Here is a 25,274-nt window from a genome sequence, read left to right as displayed (position 1 = left end):
CTCGACCTCACGGCCCGCCTGCGCCTACGTTTGAGCCCATGATCACCGATCGTGCCGGCGGGGAACGGACCCTCGGCTATCCGGCGGCGGCGGGCGTGTTCGCCGTCGGCATGGCCGGTACGACCCTGCCGACCCCGCTGTACGGGCTCTACCGCGAACAGCTCGGCTTCTCCGAACTGATGGTGACCGTGGTCTTCGCGGTCTACGCCCTCGGCGTGATCACCGTCCTCCTCCTCGCGGGCAACGTCTCGGACGAGACCGGCCGGCGACCGGTGCTGCTGTGTGCGCTGGGGCTGTCGGCGGCGAGCGCGCTGTGCTTCCTCTTCGAGGGCGGGCTACCGCTGCTGCTGGTGGGGCGGGTGCTGTCCGGGTTCGCCGCCGGCCTGTTCAGCGGCGCCGCCACCGCGGCCGTGCTGGAGCTGGCGAGGCCCGGCCAGGAAGCGCGCGCCGGCTTCGCCGCGACCGCCGCGAACATGGGCGGCCTCGGCTGCGGCCCGCTGCTGTCCGGGCTGCTGGCCCAGTACACGCCCTGGCCGCTGGCCCTGCCGTTCCTGGTGCACCTGGTGCTGGTGGCCATGGCGGCCGCGGTGACCTGGTTCCTGCCGGAGACCGTCACGCGCCCGCACCGGCCCCGCACCCTGCGGCCCCAGGGGCTCCGTGTGCCGCCGGAGGTACGCGGGGTCTTCGCCCCCTCGGCCGTTGCCGCCTTCGCCGGATTCGCGCTGCTGGGCCTGTTCACCGCCGTCGCCCCGGCCTTCGTCAGCCAGACCCTGGACGAGCACAACCTGGCCGTCACCGGACTGGTCGTCTTCACGGTGTTCCTGGCCTCGACCGCCGGACAGCTGCTGACCGGACGGATCGGTGTGCGCCGCGCCCTGCCGGTCGGCTGCCTGGTCCTGGTGGTGGGGCTGTTGCTGGTGGCCACCTCCCTGGCCGTCACCGCGCTCCCCGTCCTGGTCGTCGGCGCGGTCTGCGGCGGCACCGGCCAGGGTCTGGCCTTCCGCGCCGGTCTGACCGCGGTGGGCGGCGCGGCGCCGCCGGAGCATCGCGGCGGCACCATCTCGGCCTTCTTCCTCGTCGCCTACCTCGGCATCTCCCTGCCGGTCGTCGGCGTCGGAGCGCTCACCCTGGAACTCGGCCTGCGCGGGGCGGGCCTGACCTTCTCCGGATGCGTCATCGTGCTCGCGGTGGCCGTCGGCCTGTACGTACTGCGGCGGCCGCTCACGGATGCCGGCTGACCGCACTCGACCGGGCCGCGCCGTACTCAGGCCCCGCCGACCGCCCCCGCCCCGGGCGCGAGCCGTACCCGAAGCTCCTGCGGCCCGCGGGTGAAGACCCCGGTGTCGGCCGGCTCGATGCCGTCGGCGAGGGCCAGGGCCGGGAAGGCGTCGATCAGCTCGCGGGCGTTGCGCTCGATGACCGGCAGGAACGTCTCGCGCAGCTCCCGGCCGCGGAAGGCCGGGGCCACCAGGGCGCGGCGTACGGAGTGTTCGTGGCCGCTCATCTGCGGGAGGGTGCGTCGGCGGTGTGCGGGGGCACCGGGGGGCGCCCGGGAACCGGGTGGCGGTATCAGTCGTCGCGGGCGGCCCGCAGGCGCGCGGCCTCGCGGGGCGCGTTCTCGTTGAGCCGGCCGGCGCGGGAACCCGCGAGCTTCTCGGACAGATGCCGGCCGACGGTAGTGGGCGGGTAGAGCGGCTCGGTGCCGGCCGGTACGCAGCCGGGCAGGCAGCTGATCTCCGCGTCCCAGTTGCCGTCGTGGAAGTACGCGGCGGAACGGCGCCGGACGACCCGTCCCGCCTCGTCCGTGGGCGGCAGGACCCGGTGCATCGTCGACAGCCAGCGGCCGTTGGTCCAACGAGCCAGCAGATCACCGAGGTTGACCAGCAGACAACCGGGCTCGGGCAGTACGTCGTGCCAGTCGCCGCGGGTGTCGAGGATCTGCAGTCCCGGTACGCGGTCGGCCCACAGCACGGTGACGATGCCGTAGTCGGTGTGCGCGCCCATCCCCATCCGATCGCGGTCGAGGACGGTCTCGCGTTCGGGGCGCGGGTAGTGGTTCATGCGCAGCACGTCGAGGGAGTGGTCGGTGAACGGCGCGAAGTAGCCCTCCTCCAGGCCCAGCGCATGCGCGAAGATCCCGGTCAGCTGCCGGGCGAGTCCGCCCGCGCGGGCGCACCACTCCTCCACCGCCTGGCGGAAGCCCGGCACGGACGGCCAGATGTTGGCCGGGTACAGCGCTTCGGGCAGCCCCAGGCCCGGATAGGCGGACGCTTCGGAGCCGACGTTGAATGCCTCGAAGAGGTCCTCGGCGGCCGCGGGCACGCCCAGGCTCAGGCTGAGCTTCTCGGTGCGGGGCGGGGTGTAGCCGCGGTTGATGTCGGGGGACGGCGGCCGCAGTTGCTCCTTGTCCTCCAGGGGGAGCGCGAAGAACGCGTCCAGCGCGTCGGCGAAGGCCCGCGCCGTGGCCTCGGGGATGCCGTGCCCGCGCAGCTGAAGGAAGCCGACGGTGCTCGCCGCCCGGTCGACGGCCGTCGCGAGGGCGGCGCGGTGGGCGTCGGTGCCGGTGTGCCAGTCGGTGATGTCGATGACGGGTACCTCCAGTACGCCGTCGACGGCGGTGGCCCTGCCCGCGGTACTGCCCATCGTGAGGTCGTCCCTTCCTCGCCCGGTGCTCCGCTGGGGGTGCGGCCCACCTGTGTCGTTCAAGATTTCACTGAACGCTGCACCAACAGGCGTGATCGGCACGAGCCGACCGGCGCCGGATACATGGATACCCGAGGCGGCCGTGGAGTATCGGGCGCGAATCGCCCGGCGCCGGTAACGGCCGTGGCCGCCGCGCCGGTTTCCGGCGAGCGCGCGTGCCAGGCGTCGCGGGCAGACGGGGAAGGTGGCGACAGGGCCTAGGTGGAGATCACTTCCTGCACCAGCCGGGTCATCTGCTGCGAGGGCGCGACTTCGAGTTCCTGCTGCAGCAGCTCGCGGTAGGTGTGGTAGCGCTTGAGCGCGCAGGCGATGTTGCCCTCGGCGATATGGATCTCCACGACGATGCGGTGGGCGGTCTCCCGGATCGGATCGATGGCTATCGCGGTCAGCGCCGTCTGGAGGGCGGGCAGGTACTCCCCGGCGGTCTGGAGTTGCTGGGCGAGGCTTTCGAGGGCGTGCAGCCGTGCCTGGTCCCAGCGCTCGCGCTCCAGCGTGAGCCAGTCGTCCGGCCAGCCCGGCAGTAACTCCCGGTTCAGCTCGCCCACCAGTGCGTCGCAGTCCGCCGGCAGCGGGCTCAGTCCGGCGATCACCCGCTGGGCCGTCTTCCGCATCGCGTCCAGGTCGACGTCCACCGAGGGCGAGAGCCGCAGGCGTTGACCGGCGCTGTCGATGACGGTCGCGGACCGGATCCGCCGGACCGGGCACAGGGCCGACCGCAGATTCGCCGCCGCCCGGCTGGGTGTGCAGTCGGGCCAGAGCTGCTCGGCGGCCGCCCCTCGGTAGACGCCGTGCTTCTGCAGGGCCAGCAAGGCCAACAGGCGCTGGGCTCCCAGCGGGAGGGGAATACGGCTTCCGGCATATGCGAACTCGAAGGTCCTAAGTAGTTCCAGGTACACGCTGTTCGAATTCACAAGGTCCACTGTGCGACCGGCGGCTGCATCGCGCATCCGGATATGCCGCAGGCATCGCGTTCACCGGCTGTTCGTGCGCCGTTCGAGCATCTCCGTCAGCCGGTTTCGTCGGGTGGGTCGAGGCGGTCTGACCGGCCAGTCAACGGCTCGGAGATGAACCGGAGACGTTTGCGGAACGCCCTTTGGACAATCCGGGGGACGCCCGCCGGACGGGCCGGCCGGAGTCTGGTCCTGAACGGCACCCGTGACCTGAGCCATTGGCGGAGAGGGGAGCCGGATGGAAGCCAGATCGGTCCTTGCCCGCCTGCCGGTGCGCGAGGACGAGCTGCTCGGTGACGCCCGAGTGTGCATCGCCGTACTGGACGGTCCGGTGGACCTGTCCCACCCCTGCTTCGCGGACGCCGATCTGACCAGGCTCGACACCCTTGTCGAGGAGCCCGCCGGAGGCGGGCCGATGTTGCTGCACGGCACACACGTCACCAGCCTGCTGTTCGGCGGGCGCGGCAGCGTCGTCCCCGGCCTGGCCCCGAAGTGCCGGGGGCGGCTGCTCCCGGTGTTCCGGGACTCGGAGAAAGGCCGTGTCCCGCAGCTGGACTTGGCCAGGGCGATCGAGCGGGCCGTCCAGGAGGGCGCCCACATCATCAACATCAGCGGTGGTGAGCGCACCCCGGACGCCCAGGCGGACAGCCTGCTGGAGCGGGCGCTGCGGCTCTGCGACGACCACGGCGTCCTGGTCGTCGCCGCGGTCGGCAACGACGGATGCGACTGTCTGCAGGTCCCGGCCGCCGTGTCGTCGGTGCTCGCGGTCGGAGCGCTGGGCACCGACGGCGAACCGCTGAAGATCAACAACTGGGGCGACGCCTACCGCACGAACGGGGTCCTGGCCCCCGGGCAGGACATCGAGGGTGCCGCACCCGGTGGCGGCCGGGTGGCGCTCACCGGCAGCAGCTTCGCCACCCCCCTGGTATCCGGGGTTGCCGCGCTGCTCGTGGCCGCTCAGCTGCGCGCGGGGCACGAGGCGGACCCGAAGGCGGCGGCCGAGGCGATCCTCAAGACCGCCTCCACGGTCCCGTGCTCCCCCGGTGACGCCCCCGAGTGCCGCCGACGCCTGGTCGGCACCTTGGACGCCGCGCGCGCGTATGACCTCGTCACGGGGCGATATGACGCGTCCGTGACGCCGTCCGACGCGACGCCGGCCCCGTCCGGGACATCGGACGCTGCATCGGGGGCCCCGCGCACCGAAGCGGCCACGGCGGAGGAACCCCACACGGAATCAACAGCCGGAGTCAATGCCATGGACACCGATCGCACAGATGCCACTGCTTACGAGGCAGCCGAGGCCACAGGAGAGGAGGCGGAGCGCACGCCCCCAGGGCCTGTGCCCCCGGCGCCCGCCGGTGGCGCCGGGCCGGAGGGCCACCCCACGCCGGGGGCCGGACCCGCCGGCGAACCCCCTACGACCGAGACGTCCCGTGCGGAGACGTCCCACGCGGAACCGATGGAAGGAGCCAGCGCCATGGAGAGCAAAGGCGTGGACGTCCCTGCACACGAGACGGCCGGGACCGAGGAGAGCCGGAAGCCAGCGGCCACCACACCGCTACCACCGGCAGAACCATCCCCCGTCGGCAGCGGACAAGGAGCCGGAGTCCGCCCCTCCTGTGGCGGTGACACCGCGTGTTCGTGCGGCGGAAGCTCCGCCTCGCGCCCCCTCGTCTACGCGATCGGCACGATCGGGTTCGACTTCGGGACCGAGGCGCGCAGGGACACCTTCCGGCAGTTGATGCCACCGATTCCGGAGAAGGACCCGGTGGACGGCAAGACGGTCTACCGCCAGCCGAGGGTCTACGACCCGTTGCAGCTGAGCGCGTACCTGGCGGAGAACCCCTGGGAGTCCGACAAGCTGACCTGGACGCTGGAGCTGGACCGGACACCGATCTACGCGCTGGAGGCCGAGATGCCTACCGGTATGAGCTGGGGCGGGCCGATGCCCGAGGAGCAGCATCCTCCCCAGCACCCCACCAAGGCCGGCGAGCCGGCCCGGGACACCCAGCAGGACCTCCTCGACCACTTCTACCCGCCGGTGTCCAGGGTCCACAAGATTCTCCGAGAGGCGATCGTGGGGCACGTCAGGGCCGAAGGCGAGCGGGACTACATCTCCCGTGTGTCCATCCCCGGGGTGCTCACGGACCGCACGGTACGGCTCTTCTCCGGCCAGGTCGTCCCCGTGGTCGAGGTCAAGAGTCGCGGCATCGCCACCTGGAATGAAACCGCGCTGGTGAACGACGTCGTGAAGGCAGTCACCGAAGCCACCAAGAACGCCGCGAAGAGAGAGGCCCCGGCCAATCCGGAGGACCTCAAGAAGACGATCCGGGCGCTGCTGGACAAGGTCTACTACCAGTTCCGCAACCTTGGACAGAGCTCCGCCGACCGGGCGATGAACTACGCCGGCACCAACGCGTTCCAGTTCGCCGCCTCCATCAAGGACGGCCTGCTGTCCGCACAACACGTTCCCGGGAAGAGCAACAACTTCTACGCCCTGGACTCGGTGCGGGTCTCCAAGAGTCCCTACTGCCGGATCGGCTCGGACTGCCAGGACGTCATCGTCACCTTCATGGACCCGGAGGACGATCACCGGGCCAAGGTCAACTACCTGTTCACGATCGACGTGAGCGACCTTCCGCCGGTCAGCCTGGCGCCGGCGCACACGTTCCTCGGCGAAATCTGAACCCTCCGCCCGGAGCGGAGAACACAGGAGGAGCAGACCATGCACAACAACAACGACGATCGGCCGAAGATCTCCCTGCCGGTCCAGGCGCCACCGGTTCGCCGGGACGACTGGAACGCCCCGGCAGCGGACCACGGCGACACCGGCGTCGAGGCGGCGCGCTGCGCCGACCTGACCGGGATCGCCCGGCAGATGTGCTTCGCCCGTGGCTCGTAGACGGCGGGGCGCTGTGACGCAAGACCCCCTGGTCGACCGGGAGTTCACCACGTCACCAGGGCGCCGGACCACCACCGCGGCCACGGTCGCACGAGTGGGTCCGAAGAGTGCCGGCACGTGCGTTCCGTCGGCATGACGTGCAAGGGAAAGGCAGAGCACGATGATTGACCGGATCGAACGGGAAGCGGACCGGCCGGAGAAGGCCGCGTCGCTGGAGATGCCGCGGCAGGCGCCGCCGATCGACCGCACCGCAACCACCACACCGGGCGTGACCGGGGACGCCGCGGGCGTCGAGGCGGACGGTTTCCTCACCGACTGGATCGCCAGCAAGCTCCCGATCTGAACGCCACTCCGCGCCGGTGATCGCGGCATTTCCCGCTCACCGGCGCATGACCTCCATCGCTGCCTCCCTGACAGCGTGCGAAAGGAAAAGCGACCATGTTTGACCAGACCGAACGAGAGACGGACCGGCCCATCCGGCCCACGACGCTGGAGTTGCCACGGCAGGCGCCGCCGATCGACCGCACCGGAACCACACCGGGCATCGCCGGAGAGGCCCCGGGCGTCGAAGCAGACGGCTTCCTCACCAAGCTGCTCTCCAGCGTTCTCCCCATCTGAGTCTCCCCCCGAGCGACGGAAGGAAGGCCATGAAGACCAACCGCACGGAACACGACGTGGACCGGGCCGGTGAGCCCACCGCGTTGGAGATGCCGCGACAGGTACCGCCGGTCGACCGGACCGAAGCCGTATCCGCCGGTACGTACGGCGACACCGCGGGCGTCGAGGCGGACAACTTCCTCGACGACGTCCTCCACTTCATCCAGAGCTGACCGAAGCGCACCGGTGACTTGGCCCCGCCCGGTCACCGGTGCAGACCCGGTACGCCGACGAGAGGAGATCAACTATGCAACTCACTCTGCCGGTCCAGCGCGTGATCGACCGCTCGGATCCCTACGAGCCGTTCTTGGTGCTCGTCCCGTTCGTGGAGGACGACGGGACGCAGAGCCTGAAGCGGATACAGGTAGGCGAATACTTCGGCCACGATGTCGACGATCCCGACCCGCTCATCTGCCACGACCCCCGTGGTCAGGAGTGCCGGCCGACCCCGGTCGTCGCGTGGGGAGGCGGGCTCTGATCCGCAGACCGGACCCGGTGCCGTGACCGTCGGCCGCGGCACCGGGCGACCAGCCCAACCCGCCGCAGCAGAAAAGGAGTCAGCACCATGGTGGCACTCACCACGGCCATCGCCTGGCCGAAGGTCGTCAGTCCGCCGCAGCTCGACAAGGTGTATCTCTTCTTCGACGACGACACCTACCATCGCTACGACGCGGTGACCGGCGCCTTTGAACAAGGCTCACTGGACGTGCGGACGAACTGGCCGAAGCTCGACGGCTCGCCCGATGCCTTTGTGTGGTGGGGCGCCGATACAGCCTATGCCCTCACCGGCGGGACGTACGTGCGCTATGACCACCGCACGGGCAAGACCGATCCGGCGTTCCTGCCGCCGAACCCGCCCGCCACCCTGGCCGCCGACTGGGCGGGCCTGCCCGACGGCTCGGACGGCGGGATGAACTGGCAGGAGGGCATCGACACCGCGGTGAACTGGGGCAACGGCAAGCTGTATCTGTTCAACGGCGACGAGTACGTTCGCTATGACATCACCGCCGACAGTGTCGACCCCGGCTATCCGCTCAAGATCGCCGACCATTGGCCCGGAGTGTTCACTACGGACCTGACAGCCGCGCTCTACCCCGGAGGACGGTTCGCCTACTTCTTCCGCGACGACGCCTACCAGCGCTACGACGTGGACGCCGACGTGGTCGACGACAGCGGCACGCTCTCCGGCTTCAGCCTGGCCCCGACACCGTCCGGCGCCCTGGCCCCGGCCCGTCTCCTCACCCTCATCGAGGCCAACCGGCTGATGGCGGACCTGATCCGGCGCGGCAAACTCACCCTCAAGAGCCCGGTCTTCGTGGACGGGCCGACGGGGATCGTGTCACCGACCCCGAGTCAGCGTGTGACCGTCGGCCCGCCGACTCTCGACGGGATCCGATACACCAACGCCCTCAACCCCACGGCCGAGTTCTTCGACAACGTCGACCAGCGCATGTTGCTGGCCCTTTACCGGCTGACACGGTGGACCAACTCTTCGCGACCCGACGTGACGGAGCTGCTCCACCTGGGCATCGGCCATGGCTCCGGCCCACCGAACGACTGCCACAACCAGGGCCGCGCACTCGATCTGTCGGGCATCCGCGGGACGGACGACGGGACCTCGTTCGCCAAGTCGATCAAGACCAACTGGGGGCAGCTGCCGCCGCGTCCGGGCAGCAACGTCCGTATCGACCCCTCCGTCGACCCGCTGGCGTACGGCCTGTTCAGCACGGCGTTCCGGTACGCCACGTTCGAGTGCGAGGCCAATGGCATCGGCGCCGCCAACAAATGGCCGATGCCGCAGCTGGGCGGCAGCGGCTTTGTCATCTACCCCGACTACGGCGGAGACGCCGCGCTCCGGGCGGCCCACCAGGACCACATCCATATGCAGGTCGGTCCCACCCGGATCTGACGGACCCGACGGACGTGCGGGACGAAGGAGCACCGGAGCCGACCCGCCGGACAGGCTCGGCGCCGCCGAACGCGTCGGTGCCGGCCGCCACTCCCGAGTGGTGGCGGCCGGCACCGGCAGGGTGCTGGTCCGGATTACTTGCGGCCCTTGCCGCAGCCCTCGCTGAAGACCGGTTCGCCGTGCTTGATGCCCGCGAAGAACCAGCAGTGGTGGTGGCGGTGCTTGTGGTCCTTGCCGTGAGCCAGGGTGGCGCTCGCACCGCCCATGACGATGGTGGTGGCCAAGGCGCTGGCGGCGATCGCGGCGCGGATGCGCATGTCTGCTCCTCAGGAGGATCAAAGGGGTGTATCGACCCATTCAGGAATCACCCTTACGCCCTCCGCCAAAACCTGACTCACCGTTAATTGGGCGGGTCGGAGTAGCGGGCGGCGGCCGGTGCGCCGTTCGCCTCCGGCGGCCGCTGCGGTCAGCTCACTCCTTCCGCCGCCTGCCCGACCGGCCGGCGTACGGGGCGGGTGCTCGGGCGCAGCCCGAACGCCACCAGCGCCACGGCCACGGCGAGGAAAGCGGCCAGTACGGCGAAGCCGGTCACGCTCGAACCCGTGGTGTCGGTCAGCCAGCCGACCAGATAGGGGCCGGCGAAGCCGCCGAGGTTGCCGAGCGCGTTGATCAGCCCCATGGCGACGGCCACCACCTCGAAGCGGAGCAGCTCACCGGGGATCGCCCAGAAGGGGCCGTACGGAGCGTAGACCGCGGCCGCCGTCAGGCACAGCAGCACCATCCGCGGCAGCGCACCGTCCACGGCCTGCCCCAGCAGCAGGGCGGCGATGCCGACGACGAGGGGGACGGCCACCGCCTGGCGCCGTCTGCCGGTGCGGTCGGACCATGCGGCGTTGGCGATCATGACGGCCAGGGCGACGGCGAAGGGGATCGCGGTGAGCAGCCCGACCTCGGTGGACGATCCGTCGTGGGTCAGCTCCTTGATGACCGACGGCAGCCACAGGTTGAAGCCGTAGAAGCCGGTGATCCAGAAGAAGTAGACGCCGATGAGCACGAGGACCGGCTTCTGCCGGACCGCATCGCGGTACGAGCCGCTGCCCGCCGAGGGCTTGGCGGCCTCGTCGGCGGCGATCGAGCGCTCCAGGTGGTCGGCCTCGGCGCGGGAGATCCAGCGGGCCTGCGCCGGCCGGTCGGCGACGGTGAACCACCAGACCACCGCCCACACCAGGGGCGGCAGGCCCTGCAGCACCAGCACCCAGCGCCAGCCGGCGTGGTCGAGCATCCAGCCGGACAGCGGTGCCATCAGAACGGAGGAGAGCGGCAGGCAGGCCATCCACAGCGCGTTGGCACGGGCGCGCTCGCGCAGCGGGAACCAGGAGGCGAGCAGGATGAGGACGGCGGGCCAGACGCCGCCCTCGAAGAAGCCCAGCACGAAACGGGCCGCGTAGAACTGCGCTTTGGTCTGTACGAGCCCGGACAGCGCGGCGGCCAGCCCCCACGCCACCATCAGCAGCGACACGGTCTTACGGGCGCTCCAGCGCTGGGCGAGGATCGCGGCCGGGATCTGCAGGAACACATAGCCGAGGAAGAAGACCCCGCCGACCAGGCCCTTGTCGGCGTTGGACAGCTCCAGGTCGCCGTGCATGTACGGGAGGATGACGGAGACGTTGTTCCGGTCGAGGTACGCCAACATGTACATGACCGCGGCGACCGGGATGACGTACACCCAGCGCTTGGCGGGGGCGGCCGCAGGGGCGGACTGCGGCGTCGGGTCCGTCATCGGGCGGCCGCCGTTCCGTAGGCGGCGCGGATCCGGTCGGTGCAGCGGCTGAACTCGGCGGCGGCGCGGAAGGCCGCGGCCATCGTGCCGTGCGAGGCGCGGCCGCTGCCCGCGATGTCGAACGCGGTGCCGTGGTCGACGGAGGTCCGCAGGATCGGCAGGCCGACGGTGACGGAGACCGTACCGTCGAAGTCGACGGTCTTGGCGGGGATATGGCCCTGGTCGTGGAAGTGGGACAGCACCCCGTCGAAGCGGCCTTCGAGGCCCTGGTGGAAGACCGAGTCGGCGGGGATCGGCCCCACGACGCCGAGCCCCTCGGCGGCCGCCTTCGCCACGGCCGGGCGCAGGACGGTGATCTCCTCGTCGCCGAAGTGGCCGCCCTCGCCGCCGTGCGGATTGATCGCGGCGACCGCGAGCCGGGGCTCGTCATGGCCGAACACCCGCAGGGCGGTGACCGCGTGCCGGATGGCGTCCGCGACCCGCTCCTCGGTGATCTGGTCGAGGGCCTTGCGCAGGGCCAGGTGCCGGGTGGTGAAGAAGATCTTCAGGCCGCGGACCACGAACATGGTGTCGAAGTATGCGGCACCGGTGAGTTCGCCGAGCATCTCGGTGTGGCCGAGGTGCTGTGAACCGGCGGCCCAGATGGCCTCCTTGTTGATCGGCGAGGTGACGATGCCGTCGACCTCGCCGGCCAGCGCGGCACGGGTGGCCGCCTCGATCGCGGCGACGGCGGAGCGGCCGGCGACCGCGTCGACCCGGCCCCAGGGGAGGTCGGCGGGCGCGATACCGAGGTCGAGCACATCGATGGTGCCCGGCTCGAACCGGGCCTCCCCGGGGGCGCCGACCGCACGGACCTCGACGTCGAGGCCGCATACCGCGACGGCGCGGCGCAGTACGGCGGCGTCGCCGACGGCGAGTCCGCGGCCGAGTGCGGTGGTCGCCGGGTCGGCGAGGGTACGGGCGGTGATCTCGGGGCCGATGCCGACGGGGTCGCCGAGGGTCACGGCGAGGACGGGCAACGCGCGGTCGGAGGCGGTCGGGTGGCCGGCTGCCGGCTGAGGGGTGGTCATGGGCTCGCCTTTCTCGGTGCGGTGTTCACGGGCGCGCGGGGCCCGGTGGCGGTCAGGTGGCGGTCAGGTGGCGGTCAGCCGGAGCTCGGCGTGGCGCGGAGGGTGTGCCGGGTGGCGGCCGCGCGCAGGTGCTCCAGGCAGTCGCGGGCGGCGTCGGGGCCGCCGATCAGGCCGCCCTTCGTGGCGAAGGGCAGTCCGTCGTGCGGGCCGCCGACCAGGTGCCCGGCCACGGCCAGCGGCAGTACCTCGGTCTCGATGGCGAAGCCGTCGGCGCCCAGCGCCGCGGTGACGGCCGCGGCGACATCGCCGCCCGACGCGTACAGCCCGCCGGGGCACAGCTCGGCGACGGCCCGCCGGGCCACCTCGGACAGACAGCGCAGGATGCGTGCGGCGGTGCCGGGGTCGCAGGCCGGCGCCGCCCCGGTGGCCGGCGCCGCGGGCGGGGGTGCCACCCGGACGCCGAGCACCATGGCCTTCTCCCCCGCCGCCCGGAGGGCCGCCAGTACGCGGTCGGGGTCCGGGTCGGCGGGATCGAGGTCGGCCCAGCGCGCGCCGAGTGCCGTTTCCGTACGGGCGAGTTGGGTGCGGGTGCGGTCCGTGACGCTGCCGACGACGGCGAGGATCCGGACGGGTGCGCCGCCCGCGGACCGCAGGCCCAGCTCGGTGGCGAGGGCGGCGCCGAACGGGCCGGAGTCCAGCGCGACCCAGCGGATGTGGTCCTCGGCGGCGAGCCGGGCGGCGGCCGCCGCGACGGTTTGCAGATGGGCGTTCTCGGTGGCGTCGCACACCATGACCTCGGCCCGGTCGGCCCGCAGCGCCTCGGCGACCGCCGCCGGGCCGCGCTCGACCACGTCCAATGCCAGTTCACCCGTGGTGCGCCGGCTCTGTGTGCCCAGCACGGCCGCGACCCGCGAATGCCGTACGGGGTCGAAGGGGTCGCGGGCGACGGCCGTCCGGGTCAGCGGCACGCCGTCGACGAGGTGCAGACCGCCGACCGTGGTGCGGCCGGCGTCGGGGAAGGCGGGGACGGCCAGTGTCCGGATCCGGGCCGAGGGCTCATGGGCGGCGAGGGCGTCGAGCACCGCGTCGAGTTCGCTGCCGGGGTTGCCGCGCAGGGTGGTGTCGACGCGCTTGACGATCAGGGGTGTGGCCCCCGCCGTCTCGACGGCCGCGCGGACGGCGGCGTAGGCGCGGGCGGGGGGCCAGTGGCGGGAGGCGGTGTTGACGACGAGGACGTCGACCCGGTCCGCGTAGCGCTCCCATTGGGTGAGCGCGCCGATGGTGACGGCCCGCAGGCCCCGTCGTGCGTAGAGCGCGCCGGTCGCATTGCTTCCGGTGAGGTCGTCTCCGATGACGAGCACCTGGGCCATGAGGCATCCTCCCGAAGTGGCTGAACCGCGCATTCTTACTTGCACGGTTCACGCAACATGCGCACTCAGGGTGGCCAGTGGCGCCACGCACTGTCAAGGGGTACGCACCGACCACCCCGCGTCCGCGTACGCGCCCAGCCGCCGCTCCTCGACCCCGCAGATCAGCCCCGTACCGGCCGGCATCGCCGCCCAGTGGGGGAAGCCCGCTCCCCCGCCGATCTTGGAGTGGTCGGCGAGCACCCAGGCGGCCCGGGCGCACTCGGCCATCGTCTCCTTCAGGGCGGCCTGTTCGAGGTCGGGGCAGTTGATGCCGCGCCGGGGGTCGAGGCCGTCGACACCGAGGAAGGCGATGTCCGGGGTGAGCCGGCGCAGCGCCTGTTCCGTACGGGTGCCCAGCAGCGCCTCGTTGGGCCGCCGCAGCCGCCCGCCCAGCACCACGACCTCGACCTCCGCGTCCGCCAACTCGACCAGCGCGGCGAGCCCGTTGGTGACGACGGTGACGTCGGTGCGGTCGCGCAGCTCGTGCGCCAGCCGCGCGGTGGTGGTGCCGGCGTCGAGGAGCACCACATCGCCGCTGCGGACCAGCGCGGCCGCGGCGCGGGCGATGGCGTCCTTCTCGGTGCGCCGGGTGCGCTCCTTGTCGTGCCGGGACCGCTCCACCGCGCGGTGGTCGACCGCGCCGCCGTAGGTGCGGGTGATCCGGCCGAGCGCCGCCAGCGTCGCCAGGTCGCGGCGGATCGTGGACAGCGAGACATCGAACTCGCCCGCCAGGTCGTGCACGCTGACGTCGCCCGCCCCGAGCAGCTCGACCATCCGCTCCCGGCGGCGCCGGGTGGCCGAGCGTTCCCCACTGGTCACGTCACTCTCCGCCTCTCAAGTTGCGCGATTCACGCAACTTGAGATTAACAGCCGTGAAGAGCGGCCCGGAAGCAGCCGAGAAGCCGGACATCAGCCGTGAGGTCGGCACTGAAGTCGGCCGCGCGGGCCGTGGGCGGCGCGGCGCGCAGCGACCGCGCCCGGCGCCGCCGCCCGCAGCGCCCGTCCCCCCTCAGGCGAGCACCTTGGCCTTGGCCTTCTGGAACTCCTCCTCGGTGATGTCCCCGCGGTTCTTCAGCTCCGCGAGCTTGGCCAGGGAGTCCTCGGGCCGGATGGTCTCGTCCTGCGCCTTGGCGGTCTCGCGGATGTAGTCCCGCAGCTGCCTCTGCTGCCGCTGGGCCAGCGCGACCTCACGTTCGCTCAGTCCGCGGCCCCGCGCCAGCACATAGATGAAGACGCCGACGAAAGGCAGCGCGATCACCAGGATGAGCCACCCCGTTTTGGCCCAGTTGTTGATGTCCTGGCTGCGGAAGATGTCACCGACGATCCTCACCAGCAGGAACAGCCACATCACCCACAGGAAGATCAGGCACATCGTCCAGAAAGCGTTGAGCAGCGGGTAATCCATCACGGCCTCCTTCTGCTGCGCGCCGTGCCCTCACCTCAAAGGATCCTCGCCGTCGGCCGCCGCCGCGAACAGACCGCCGTCGGCGAGCGCCTGCTCCGTCCAGATGACCTTGCCGCCCGCGGTGTAGCGGGTCCCCCAGCGCTCCGCCATCTGAGCGATCAGGAAGAGGCCGCGGCCGCCCTCGTCCGTGGTGGCGGCCTGCCGCAGATGCGGTGAGGTGCTGCTGCGGTCGGAGACCTCGCAGATCAGGGAGGTGTCGCGGATCAGCCGTACGCGGATGGGTCCGGAGGCGTAGCGGATGGAGTTGGTGACCAGCTCGCTGAGGATCAGCTCGGTGGTGAACGCCTCGTCCGCCAGACCCCAGTCGACGAGCTTGCGGACCGCCGCGGCCCGGACCTGGGCCACGGCCGACGGGTCCGGCGGCACGTCCCAGTCGGCGATGTGCGCGGTGTCCAGCACCCGGGTGCGGGCGACCAGCAGCGCGATGTCGTCGCTGGGGAGCTCCGGCAGCAGCGCGCCCAGCGCGGCCTCGCAGGTCTCCTCCGGTGTCCGCTCGGCGTGGTCGGCGAGGGTGCGGCTCAGCAGCTCCATCCCGTCGTCGAGGTCGCGGTCGCGGTCCTCGACGAGCCCGTCGGTGAACAGGACCAGCCGGCTGCCTTCGGGCAGTTCCCGCTGCCAGGACTCGAAGGGCATACCGCCGAGCCCGAGGGGCGGACCGCCCGGCACCTCGGCGATCTCGGCGGTGCCGTCCGGCCGCAGCACCAGGGGCTGGACGTGCCCGGCGCGCGCCATCGTGCAGGTCCCCGACGCCGGGTCGTAGATCGCGTAGAGACAGGTGGCGCCGGTGACCCCGGCTCCCTCTGCGCCCTCGGCACCCTCGTCCTGGTCGATCCGGGTGACCAGCTCGTCGAGGTGCCAGAGGATCTCGTCGGGCGGCAGGTCCAGATTGGCGAAGTTGTGGACGGCGGTGCGCAGCCGGCCCATGGTCGCGGCCGCGTGCAGACCGTGCCCGACGACATCGCCGACGACCAGCGCCACCCGGGCGCCCGGCAGCGGGATGATGTCGAACCAGTCGCCGCCGACGCCGCCGAGCCCGCTGCGCCCGGCCTGCGCGGGCAGATAGCGGTAGGCGGCCTCGACGGCGTTCTGCTCCGGCAGCGCACGCGGCAGCAGGCTGCGCTGCAGGGTGACCGCCATGGTGTGCTCGCGGGTGTAGCGGCGGGCGTTGTCGATGCTCACGCCGGCGCGGGCGACCAGTTCCTCGGCGAGGGAGAGGTCCTCCTCCTCGAACGGCTCGGGCACCTGCGAGCGCCAGAACATCACCACGCCGAGGATGGCACCGCGCGCCCGCAGCGGTACGGCGATCATCGAGTGGATGCCGCGGGCAACGATCTTCCGGGCACGCTGGGGATTCTGCAGTTGCCACCCCGAGAAGGCGGGCAGGTCGGCTTCGAGGATCGCCTCGCCGCTGGTGATGGCGGCGCCTACGGAGGCGGACGGCTCGAAGCGGATCGGGCTGTCGACGGGGTACAGGCCGCTGTCCGGCGGGATGCCTGCCGCCGCGGTGCGCCGCACCTCGATGCCCGCGCCGGCGAAGACCGCCGGCTCCTCACCGGTCAGTACGTCCTCGGCCAGGTCGACGGTGACGATGTCGGCGAACCGGGCCGCGGCGAACTCCGCCAGCTCCTCGCAGGTGCGCACCACGTCGAGGGTGGTGCCGATCTCGGTGCCGGCGTCGTAGAGCAGCTTGAGGCGCCCGCGGGCCACATCGGCCCGGCCGGTGACCGCCCGCAGCTCGGTGGTGTCCCGCAGTGTCGTGACGCTGCCGGGCGGGCCGCCCGCCTGGTCGGTCGAGCGCTGGTTGACGGCCAGCAGCCGTTCGCCGACCGGATGCACCTCGTCGGTGACGACCCGGCCGGAGGCGAGCAGTTGGGCGGTGGCCCGGTCCAGCCCGACGTCGGCGATCTGGCGCCCTTCGACGTCCGGCGGCAGATCCAGCAGCCGGCGCGCCTCGTCGTTGGCGAGCAGCACCCGGCCGTCGCCGCCGGCGATGATCACGCCTTCGCGTACGGCGTGCAGCACCGCGTCGTGGTGCTCGTACATGCGGGTCATCTCCGCGGGCCCCAGGCCGTGGGTCTGGCGGCGCAGCCGCCGGCTGACGAGCGCGGTACCGCCGGTGGTGAGGAGGAGGATGCCGGCCGCGGTGCCGAACAGCAGCGGGAACTGGTCGTCGACGACGCCGCTGACCTTCTTGATGGTGATGCCGGCCGAGACCAGTCCGACGACCTTGCCGTCATGGCCGAAGACCGGGACCGTCGCCTGGACCAGGGGGCCTATGGTGCCGACGATCTTCTCGGTGACCACGGCGCCGGACAGCGCCGGCTTCAGCGTGCCGACGAACTTCTTGCCGATCCGGTCGGTGATGGGGTGGGTGTAGCGGATGCCCTCGGTGTTCATCACGACGATGAAATCGACGCCGGTGGCCTTGCGGGCGGCCTCGGCCCGCGGTTGCAGTACGGCGGTCGGGTCGGCGCTCTTCAGCGCCGGCTCGATGCCGGGTCCATGGGCGAAGGACTCGGCGACGGCCACCGATCTGTTGCGGGCCTCGCGTTCGGAGTCGGTCCGGGACTGCAGCACGAGCGCCGCCATGGCGGCGGCGACCAGCAGCACCACGATCGCCACCTGCAGGAGAAAGACCTGACCTGCGACAGTTCGCATCCTGAGAACCGAACGCGGGCGGCCGTAGCGTCCGGCCATGTCCTCTTTCTACACCTCCCGCATACGGTGGGCGAGCCGCGTACTGCGGAGCGCAGCGGCCGCTGGGACCCGTGTCGCTTAGGACGGCTTCACGGGCTGTTCGAGGATCGTCCCGTGATCTGCGGTCGGGCGCCAGAGGGCGGAAAGACCCTCGGGTAGGTTTTACTGACGCACATATGCGAATGTCCTCGACTAAGGGGACAAACGCGCCGGTCACCGCCCGGCATCAGACCGGGAACAAATCGCCCAGCTTCTGGATTGTGCATGTAACTCTCCCCACAGGTTTGAACTCTTGATGGGCGCAGGTGTAGCGGTCGGGACATCCCGACGCCGGCACAACGTGCCTGGTCAGCGCCGTCCACGGGTGGCCTGATGGCGACGGACGGGCCGCTGTGAGGTGCACCTTGCCGCCCTATGGCCCGGCGATGCGGTGTGAGACGTTCTTGGGCATGCATGTTCCAGAGGAGATCCGCGCCGAGGCGGCGGGGCTCATCGACCACCACGCGCTCGGCCTGTGGAAGCCGCACGACGCCGACCGGCGCGTCGCCGTGGCGCTGTTCCGCTTCCTCGAAACAGGTCTGCCCCTCACGGGCGAGCAGGTCCGGTCCGTCCTGGCACACGCGGAACCGGCCGACGGGGCCGGCGAGCGGCTGCTGAAGCTGCTGCGCATGACCGCCGGGCTGCTCGACGACGCACCCGCGGCCGACTCCCCCACGGGGCGGGACGCGGTCGACCACGTATGCCTGCTGCTGGACGCACTGGCACTCTCCCGCCCTGCGGAGCAGTAGCGCGCGAGCCCGCGGTGAGCGGATGAGCAGCGTACGAGCCCGCCGATGAGCAGCGCGCGAGCGCACAGTGCAGTAGCGCGCGAACCCGCACGCGCGTAGCACGCGAGCCCGCGGCCTGACGCCCCTTCCCCCCGCGACGGGGTGGACACCCACGTCCTGGCGCCTCTGCGCCCCCGTCTTCGCACCTCCGCGCCCGCCCCGGCCGGGGGAGCTCTCCACACCTCCGCGCCCGCCCCGGGCCGCGGCAGCCCTACACCGGCCCACCTCGCGGCGCGGTACCCCTCCGCGCCTCTGCGCCCGCCCCGGGCCGCCGCAGCCTTACACCGGCCCACCGGCACACCTCGCGGCGCGGTACCCCTCCGTACCTCTGCGCCCCGGGTCGCGACCCTCCTCCACACCTCTGCGCCCGTCCTCCGCGCAGCGCGGCACCTCTCCACACCCCACCCGCCCAGCCCGCGTCACGGCACCTCTCTGCCCCCGGCACCCACCAACCCTCACCTCTACACCCGCCCACCCCCCGTAGGGGGGTGGGCGGAGGGGAAAAAGTAGCGGAGAGGCAAAGGCAGCGGAGGGGAAAAAGCAGCGGAAGGAAAAGCAGAAGGGCCAGCAAAGCAAGAGCGCGAGGAAGCCGCAGGGCGAGAAGTGCAGGACAGCAGCCGACGTGCAGGACGAAAGCCAAAGCCCGCCCGGACAGCTGCTCCGGGCGGGCTTGGCTCTCTTGTACGGCTGAAGGGCCGGTCGAGACCCTGCACGGCTGAAGGGCCGGTCGAGGCTCAGTCGGACGCCAAGGCGTACGTCTGAAGGGCCGGGCAAGACCCCGCGGCGGGCTCCGAGGCGTACAGCTGAAGGGCCAGCCAAGCCCCCGCGGCGGGCCCCGAGGCGTACGGCTGCGGGGCCGACCGAGCCCGCCCCCGCAGGAGGACCCGAGGCGTACTGCTCAAGGACCGGAAAACCCGGCGAGCGGGGCCGAGGCATACGCCCCGGCCCCGCTCGCGGGTACCGCTCCCCCGCCGGGACTACCCCGCTTCCGCGACCGCCCCCGCGGGCGACGGTTCGTCCGCCGCGGCCTGCTCGTCCTCCGGGACCGAGATCACCCAGTGTGTCTCCTGCCGCGGGCGCAGGTAGCAGGCCCAGTACAGTGCGGCGGCGGCGACGATGGCCCCGGTGACGACCAGGCTCTTGGTGCTCTGCTGGGTCAGGACCCAGGCGAGCGCGACGACGAGGAGCGCCGGGACCGCCGGCCACAGCGGCATCCGCCAGGCCAGCCGGTGCTTGTGCTCACCGCGACGGGAGACCAGGGCGCCCAGGGCGACGAAGACGTACATCGCGGCGACGGCGACACCGGTCACCTCGCTGAGGGTGTCGAGGTTGACGAAGCACAGGGCCGCGCCCGGGACACCGACGACGAGGGTGGCCGCCCAGGGCGAGCCGAAGCGGCGGCCGACGTGCGAGAAGGCGCGGTTGACCGAGGTCGGCCAGGCCGCGTCGCGGGCCGAGGCGAAGACCACGCGGGAGTTCTGGATCACCATCACGATCGCCGCGTTGATGATCGCCAGGGCGATGCAGAGGCTGACGAAGGTGCCGACGCCTGAGTTGCTCCAGTCCTGCACCATGCCCGCGACGTCTCCGGCGCCGAGGGTCTTGAGGTCGGGGGCGCCGAGGGTGATCGCGATGACCGGGATCAGGACGACGGCCGCGCCGATGGCGAGGGTCCACAGCACGGTGCGGGAGACGTTGCGGCGCGGGTTCTCGATCTCCTCGGCGAGGTACACGGCGGTGGAGAAGCCCTGCAGGATGAAGAGCGCGGTGGCCAGGCCCGTGACGATGAGACCGGCGGTGACGGCGGTGGTGTGTCCGTGTCCGGCGTCGATGACGGGGTGGACGAGCACCGACGCGGAGCGCTGGGTGTGGCTGAAGCCGAGGAAGGCGACGACCGCGCAGGCCACCACCTCCAGCACGAGGAAGATGCCGGTGATCCAGGCGTTGGCGCGCAGGTCGAGCAGGCCCATGGCGGTGGCCAGCAGCATCACGCCGGCGGCGGTGTACTGCGGATCCAGGTGGACGATCGGCGCCAGATAGTCGGCGGTGCCCAGGGCGATGATGGGCGGCACGATCATGACGACGATCAGCGACAGGATGAATACCAGCCATCCGGCGAGGCGGCCCATGAGGGTGCCGACCATGGCGTACTCGCCGCCGGAGCTGGGGATCAGCGTGCCGAGCTCGGAGTAGGTGAAGGCGACCCCGATGCACAGCAGGCCGGCGATGGCGATGGTGAGCGCGGTGCCGGTGCCCAGGCTGGCGAACGAGTCGGGCACGATCACGAAGAGCGAGGAGGCCGGGGTCAGGCAGGACAGCGTGAGCAGCGTGCCGCCGACCACACCGATCGACCGGGTGAGCTTGGGGCCGTTGGCGGTACTCCCCTCCGCCGCGCTACGGGTGTCCCGCTCAGGGGCTGCGGAGGCAACAGGCGTGTAGGGCATATCGGTTATCCGTATCCCATCGATCCGGCGGCAGAGGGGGGCACTTTGCGAGAAGTGCGCCAAAACGCGATGCAGACCTGGCGAAGCGCAGGCGCCGCTTTGGTGACCGAATAAAACCCCCGCGTTCGACCCACGTCAAGGTCTTGTTAAGAGGGTGAGACAACGAAATCCGTAGGTGTCGAGCGGAATCATGGCCCGTATCCACACCTGCACTACGGCGCAGTAGCGGATTTCGCGGCTGGAGCGGGCGGGGTGGGCCGCCTCTGGAGGCGGCCCGGCACAGCCGCCGAATCCGTAGCGGCCCCCGCGAATCCGCCACGGCAGCGCGGCCGAGTCGGGCGTCCGGCCCGGCTCACTCCTCCAGCGCGTGCACCCGGGCGATGAGCAGGGCGACGTCGTCGTGGCCGTGTTCGTCACGCAGTGCGCTCAGGAGGTGGTCGCACAGGTCCTCCAGGTCCGGCCCGGGCTCGGCGAGCAGGGTGAGCAGGGTGTCCAGGCGGGTGTCGATGGCCTTGTCGCGGGTCTCGATCAGGCCGTCGGTGTAGAGCACCAGGTGGTCGCCGTCGCGCAGCGGCACCGTGGTCTGCTCGAAGGGGACCCCGCCGACGCCGAGCGGGGCGCCGGTGGGCAGATCGAGCAGCTCCGGCTGCCGGCCCGGTCGGACCAGCACGGGCGGAAGGTGCCCGGCGACCGCGATCCGGCACAGGCTGCGGTGCGGGTCGTAGACGGCGTAGAGGCAGGTGGCGAAGGCCGGATCGAGACCGCCGGCGATGTGGTCGAGGTGGCGGAGCACCTCGGCGGGGTCGAGGTCGAGGTCGGCCAGCGCGCGGATCGTGGTGCGCAACTGCCCCATGGTGGCGGCGGCGTTGATGCCGCTGCCCATGACGTCGCCGACCACCAGGGCGGTCTTGTCGCCGGCCACGGGGATGGCGTCGAACCAGTCGCCGCCGACCTCGCTGGCCGCCTGGGCGGGCTGGTAGCGGTAGGCGATCTGCATGGCCGTGGGCTGCGGCGGCCGGTGGTTCATCAGATGGCGCTGGAGGGTGAGCGCGGTGCGGCGCTCGCTCTGGTACGAACGGGCGTTGTCGATGCACACCGCCGCCCGCGCGGCCAGTTCGACGGCGAGCACGGCGTCGTCCTCGTCGAACGGCTCGGGGTTGCGTACGCGGTAGAGCGACAGCGCGCCGAGCACCTCGCCGCGGGCGATCAGCGGCACCGCCAGGTAGGAGCGGAGTCCGGCCTGCTTGAGGAAGGCGGCGCCCTGCGGGCCCGCCGCGATCCGCCGCAGGTCGTCGTCGTCCACCTGGGGGACGACGACCGGGCGGGCCTCGGTCACACAGCGGGTGATCAGCCGGTCGGCTTCGTAGGAGGCGATCTGCCCGGTGGGGTCGGCGGCGCGCACGGCGCCGGTGTCGTAGGCCGTGGACACCGCGAGCGCCCGGAAGCGGGCGGGACCGCCGCGGGACAGCACACTAGGGCGCCGGCCGTCGAGGATCGCGTCGAGGACGTCGACCGCGGCCATGTCCGCGAGTTCGGGCACGATGACGTCGGCCAGTTCATGCGCGGTCTGGTCGACGTCGAGGGTGGTGCCGACGGTCGCGGAGGCGTCGGCGATGAGGGCGAGGCGGCGGCGGGCGCGGGCGGCCTCGGTGGCGGAACGGTGCTGCTCGGTGATGTCGACGACGGAGGTGGCCAGCCCCAGCACCCGGCCGTGGGCGTCCTCCAGCCGGTAGTACGACACCGACCATGCCTTGTCTGCGTGCGGATCGGCGGCGGTGCCGCCGACGGTGAACTGGTCGAGCAGCGGCCGGCCGGTCTCCAGGACCTCGTGCATCCGGGCCACGATGACGTCGGTGTCGAGAAAGGACAGCGCCTCGCGGACATGGCGGCCGATGTGCTGGTCGGCGGGCAGGTCGTTGATGCGTTCCAGCGCGGGGTTGACCATGACGAAGCGGAGGGCGGTGTCCAGGACCGCCAGCCCGATCGGCGACTGGGCCACCAGGCGTACCGACAGCGCCAGGTCCCGCTCGACCCGCCGCAGTACGGCCTGGTCGGTGGCGATGCCCAGCGCGTAGGACCGGCCGCGTTCGTCCAGCAGGCGCATGTTGCGGAATTCGACGAGGCGGGTGCTGCCGTCCTTGTGCTGGATGGGGAAGACCCCGGCCCAGCTCTCGCCGCTGGCCATGACTTGGGAGAACAGCCGCAGCACCAGGTCGATGTCGTCGGGTCCGACCAGCAGCTGGCCGGCCGGCCGACCGAGCGCCTCCTGCGCGGTCCAGCCGAAGAGCTCCTCGGCCTGCGGGCTCCAGAGGGTGATCCGCCCCTCCGCGTCCAGCATCACGGCGGCCACGCCCAGCACGTCGAGCAGGCCGCCCGGCTGCCCCGGTGCAGCCCCGACCGGGGCGGCGCCCTCGGGGAACGCGTCGGTCGCACCCATCCAGGCACTCCTTCCGCCGGTCACCGCTGACCGACAGCCGTGGCGCTCTCCGTACATCGGCCGATTCTCGCCGTGTTTCCGATGCCCTCCATCATCCCTCGACACGGGACGGCCCCGCAGGGAGAGCGAGAGCCGCAGGGCATGGGCGTCCCGTGCGCGAGGGAGAATTATCCGCCGCCGCTTCCGGCCCTGCGACCGAGTTGGCGATATTCGGAGCGAATAATCCGGCCGGGCTTCGCGACCGGGCATGCGGGCCGGCGGCCGTACGCCGCAAGGTCTGCGGGCCCGGTGGCCGGACGCGCAACAGCCGCGCCGCACGCTCCGACTTGGAGATGTCGATCTCCTGGGACTACTCTGACCTTTAGTTGCCTCCAGCAACTAACCATCGGTATCGCACCCGGCGACGGTGACCGCGTCCGCCGGCGTCAGGAGGAAGCCCGTCATCATGTCCCTCACCGACCGGACATTCCGCACCTACGTGGAGGAGAACCTCGATGCACTTAGCTCGAACCCGGCACGCGAAGCCCTGGTCCACCAAGGGCGCCGGGTAACCGCGGGCGAGTTCCGCGCCCTGGTGCACCGCATGGCGCGGGCGCTGCGCGCCCAGGGGGTCGAGCGCGGAACCACCGTCACCCTGCTCAGCGGCAACCTCCCCGAGACCCTGGCCGCCCGCTACGCGGCCAACCTGATCGGCGCCCGGGTCAACCACCTCTACAACAAGCTCTCCGCCGAGTCCCAGGCCCACATCGTCCGCGACGTCGAGACCCGCGCCCTGATAGTCGACCCGCGCTACGCCGAGCGGGCCGCCGAGGTCACCGAGTTGGCGCCGGTGCCGGACGTCCTCGTACTCGGCCCCGCGAAGCTCGGCACGGACCTGCTGGAGCTGGCGGCCGGGCAGTCCGACGAGCCGTTCGCGAGCCTGGCCCGGCCCGACGACGTGTCCACCATCCGCCACACCGGCGGCACCACCGGCCACCCCAAGGGCATCTGCACCACCTTCGAGCAGGTCCGCTGGTTCCACGGAGCGCTGGCGGAGCAGCCGGAGTTCGAGCGCCGGCAGCTGGTCTGCACGACCCTCGCCCACGCCGCGGGCGCACTGGCCGACAACACGCTGTACACGGGCGGCACGATCGTCCTGCTCGACGACTTCGACCCCGAGACCGTGCTCGCCGCCATCGCCCGCGAGCGCATCACCGACATGTTCCTGCTGCCGCCGCTGCTCTACCAGCTGATGGACCATCCGTCCGCACGGCACACCGACACCTCCAGCCTGCGGATGGTGACGTACGGCGGCTGTCAGGCGTCCCCGGCCCGCATAGCCGACGCGGTGCGGATGTTCGGTCCGGTGCTGCTCCAGGGCTACGGGCAGAACGAGGCCGGCGGCATCAGCATGCTCACCCCGGAGGACCACGACCCGGACCGCCCCGACCGGCTCCGCTCCGCGGGGAAGGTACTGCCCGACGTCGAGGTGGCGATCCGCGACGAGTCGGGTCGCGATCTGCCCGCCGGCGAGCACGGCGAGGTCTGCGTCCGCTCCGCCATGATCATGAAGGGGTACTGGAAGCAGCCCGAGCTGACCGCCGAAGTGCTGCGGGACGGCTGGCTGCACACGGGGGACATCGGATTCCTGGACGACGAGGGCTACTTGACCATCGTCGACCGGATCAAGGACATGATCGTCGTGGTCGGCGGCCATGTGTACACCACCGAGCTGGAGGACGTGCTCAACTCGCATCCGCAGGTGCTCCAGAGCGCCGTCTTCGGCGTCCGTGACGCCCACCGCATGGAGCAGGTGCACGCCGTGGTGGTGCGGGTGCCCGGCAGCACCGTCGACGGGAGCCAACTGCGCGAGAAGGTGCGCCTGGAGCGCGGTGCGATGTACGAGCCGGCCCGGATCACCTTCGTCGACGCGCTGCCGCTGACCGACGCCGGGAAGCCGGACAAGAAGGAGCTGCGCCGGCAGGCCGAGCAGGAGGTGGGCGCCGCCGGCTGACCGCGTTCGGGCCGCCGCGACTCAGCGCCGC

The 25,274-nt window shown here is 71.6% G+C and carries 21 protein-coding genes and 1 pseudogene; 10 read left to right on the top strand and 12 right to left on the bottom strand.

Annotated features, from left to right (window positions below; all coding sequences use genetic code 11):
• Nucleotides 1–38: 38 nt before the first annotated feature.
• Entirely contained in the window at nt 39–1,238 is a 1,200-nt protein-coding gene (locus ACZ4NB_RS22655) for an MFS transporter (protein WP_467664137.1), read from the top strand.
• Between the two features lie 122 nt (nt 1,239–1,360).
• Here ACZ4NB_RS22655 and ACZ4NB_RS22650 read toward each other — a convergent pair.
• From ACZ4NB_RS22650 to ACZ4NB_RS22640, 3 genes and pseudogenes are all read right to left on the bottom strand, one after another.
• Nucleotides 1,361–1,534 (bottom strand): annotated as a pseudogene (locus ACZ4NB_RS22650) (cytochrome P450); the annotation flags it as partial.
• A gap of 35 nt (nt 1,535–1,569) precedes the next feature.
• Nucleotides 1,570–2,643, bottom strand: coding sequence for an isopenicillin N synthase family dioxygenase (locus ACZ4NB_RS22645; protein ID WP_467664135.1), 1,074 nt, complete (start codon nt 2,641–2,643; stop codon nt 1,570–1,572).
• Between the two features lie 257 nt (nt 2,644–2,900).
• Nucleotides 2,901–3,614 (bottom strand): AfsR/SARP family transcriptional regulator, encoded by a 714-nt coding sequence (locus ACZ4NB_RS22640; RefSeq protein WP_467664133.1) that lies wholly within the window; start codon nt 3,612–3,614, stop codon nt 2,901–2,903.
• 277 nt (nt 3,615–3,891) lie between these two features.
• On the opposite strand from ACZ4NB_RS22640, the gene ACZ4NB_RS22635 reads away from it, so the two are divergent.
• From ACZ4NB_RS22635 to ACZ4NB_RS22605, 7 genes are all read left to right on the top strand, one after another.
• Nucleotides 3,892–6,339: a cyanobactin maturation protease PatG family protein gene (locus ACZ4NB_RS22635; protein WP_467664131.1), complete on the top strand. Its 2,448-nt coding sequence runs from the start codon at nt 3,892–3,894 to the stop codon at nt 6,337–6,339.
• Between the two features lie 39 nt (nt 6,340–6,378).
• A complete protein-coding gene (locus ACZ4NB_RS22630) occupies nt 6,379–6,555 on the top strand; it encodes a hypothetical protein (protein WP_467664129.1) in 177 nt (58 codons plus the stop codon).
• A gap of 160 nt (nt 6,556–6,715) precedes the next feature.
• Nucleotides 6,716–6,898, top strand: a complete 183-nt coding sequence (locus ACZ4NB_RS22625) for a hypothetical protein (protein ID WP_467664127.1) — start codon at nt 6,716–6,718, stop codon at nt 6,896–6,898.
• A gap of 95 nt (nt 6,899–6,993) precedes the next feature.
• A complete protein-coding gene (locus ACZ4NB_RS22620; RefSeq protein WP_467664125.1) occupies nt 6,994–7,173 on the top strand; it encodes a hypothetical protein in 180 nt (59 codons plus the stop codon).
• A gap of 29 nt (nt 7,174–7,202) precedes the next feature.
• Nucleotides 7,203–7,385: a hypothetical protein gene (locus ACZ4NB_RS22615; protein ID WP_467664123.1), complete on the top strand. Its 183-nt coding sequence runs from the start codon at nt 7,203–7,205 to the stop codon at nt 7,383–7,385.
• A gap of 74 nt (nt 7,386–7,459) precedes the next feature.
• Nucleotides 7,460–7,690, top strand: a complete 231-nt coding sequence (locus ACZ4NB_RS22610) for a hypothetical protein (RefSeq protein ID WP_467664121.1) — start codon at nt 7,460–7,462, stop codon at nt 7,688–7,690.
• 87 nt (nt 7,691–7,777) lie between these two features.
• Nucleotides 7,778–9,121 (top strand): hemopexin repeat-containing protein, encoded by a 1,344-nt coding sequence (locus tag ACZ4NB_RS22605; protein WP_467664119.1) that lies wholly within the window; start codon nt 7,778–7,780, stop codon nt 9,119–9,121.
• Nucleotides 9,122–9,255: 134 nt separating this feature from the next.
• Here the strand turns inward: ACZ4NB_RS22605 and ACZ4NB_RS22600 are convergent, their stop codons facing one another.
• The 7 genes from ACZ4NB_RS22600 to ACZ4NB_RS22570 all read right to left on the bottom strand — a co-directional run bounded on the left by ACZ4NB_RS22600 (nt 9,256) and on the right by ACZ4NB_RS22570 (nt 17,542).
• Entirely contained in the window at nt 9,256–9,438 is a 183-nt protein-coding gene (locus ACZ4NB_RS22600; RefSeq protein ID WP_467664117.1) for a hypothetical protein, read from the bottom strand.
• Between the two features lie 149 nt (nt 9,439–9,587).
• Complete coding sequence (locus ACZ4NB_RS22595; RefSeq protein WP_467664115.1) at nt 9,588–10,901, bottom strand: MFS transporter; 1,314 nt, start codon at nt 10,899–10,901, stop codon at nt 9,588–9,590.
• Complete coding sequence (gene pdxA / locus ACZ4NB_RS22590; RefSeq protein WP_467664113.1) at nt 10,898–11,971, bottom strand: 4-hydroxythreonine-4-phosphate dehydrogenase PdxA; 1,074 nt, start codon at nt 11,969–11,971, stop codon at nt 10,898–10,900. Before pdxA ends, ACZ4NB_RS22595 begins: the two co-directional genes overlap by 4 nt.
• Before the next feature lie 74 nt (nt 11,972–12,045).
• Nucleotides 12,046–13,341, bottom strand: coding sequence for a four-carbon acid sugar kinase family protein (locus tag ACZ4NB_RS22585; RefSeq protein WP_467664111.1), 1,296 nt, complete (start codon nt 13,339–13,341; stop codon nt 12,046–12,048).
• Between the two features lie 93 nt (nt 13,342–13,434).
• Nucleotides 13,435–14,199 (bottom strand): DeoR/GlpR family DNA-binding transcription regulator, encoded by a 765-nt coding sequence (locus tag ACZ4NB_RS22580; protein WP_467664109.1) that lies wholly within the window; start codon nt 14,197–14,199, stop codon nt 13,435–13,437.
• A gap of 190 nt (nt 14,200–14,389) precedes the next feature.
• On the bottom strand, nt 14,390–14,785 hold the full coding sequence (locus ACZ4NB_RS22575; RefSeq protein WP_467664107.1) for an SHOCT domain-containing protein: 396 nt from the start codon (nt 14,783–14,785) through the stop codon (nt 14,390–14,392).
• Between the two features lie 30 nt (nt 14,786–14,815).
• Nucleotides 14,816–17,542, bottom strand: coding sequence for a SpoIIE family protein phosphatase (locus ACZ4NB_RS22570; protein WP_467664105.1), 2,727 nt, complete (start codon nt 17,540–17,542; stop codon nt 14,816–14,818).
• A 449-nt stretch (nt 17,543–17,991) separates the two neighbouring features.
• On the opposite strand from ACZ4NB_RS22570, the gene ACZ4NB_RS22565 reads away from it, so the two are divergent.
• Nucleotides 17,992–18,330 (top strand): hypothetical protein, encoded by a 339-nt coding sequence (locus ACZ4NB_RS22565; RefSeq protein WP_467664103.1) that lies wholly within the window; start codon nt 17,992–17,994, stop codon nt 18,328–18,330.
• 1,016 nt (nt 18,331–19,346) lie between these two features.
• Here the strand turns inward: ACZ4NB_RS22565 and ACZ4NB_RS22560 are convergent.
• Both ACZ4NB_RS22560 and ACZ4NB_RS22555 read right to left on the bottom strand, forming a co-directional pair.
• Entirely contained in the window at nt 19,347–20,813 is a 1,467-nt protein-coding gene (locus ACZ4NB_RS22560; RefSeq protein ID WP_467664101.1) for an APC family permease, read from the bottom strand.
• A gap of 352 nt (nt 20,814–21,165) precedes the next feature.
• Entirely contained in the window at nt 21,166–23,250 is a 2,085-nt protein-coding gene (locus ACZ4NB_RS22555) for a SpoIIE family protein phosphatase (protein WP_467664099.1), read from the bottom strand.
• A gap of 445 nt (nt 23,251–23,695) precedes the next feature.
• Between ACZ4NB_RS22555 and ACZ4NB_RS22550 the strand changes: the two genes are divergently transcribed.
• Nucleotides 23,696–25,243: an AMP-binding protein gene (locus ACZ4NB_RS22550; protein ID WP_467664097.1), complete on the top strand. Its 1,548-nt coding sequence runs from the start codon at nt 23,696–23,698 to the stop codon at nt 25,241–25,243.
• Nucleotides 25,244–25,274 lie beyond the last annotated feature (31 nt).

Source organism: Streptomyces sp. NPDC026575, from assembly GCF_055567415.1.
Note: the sequence above shows the minus strand (reverse complement) of the source record. Positions and strands in the feature narration are given on the sequence as shown.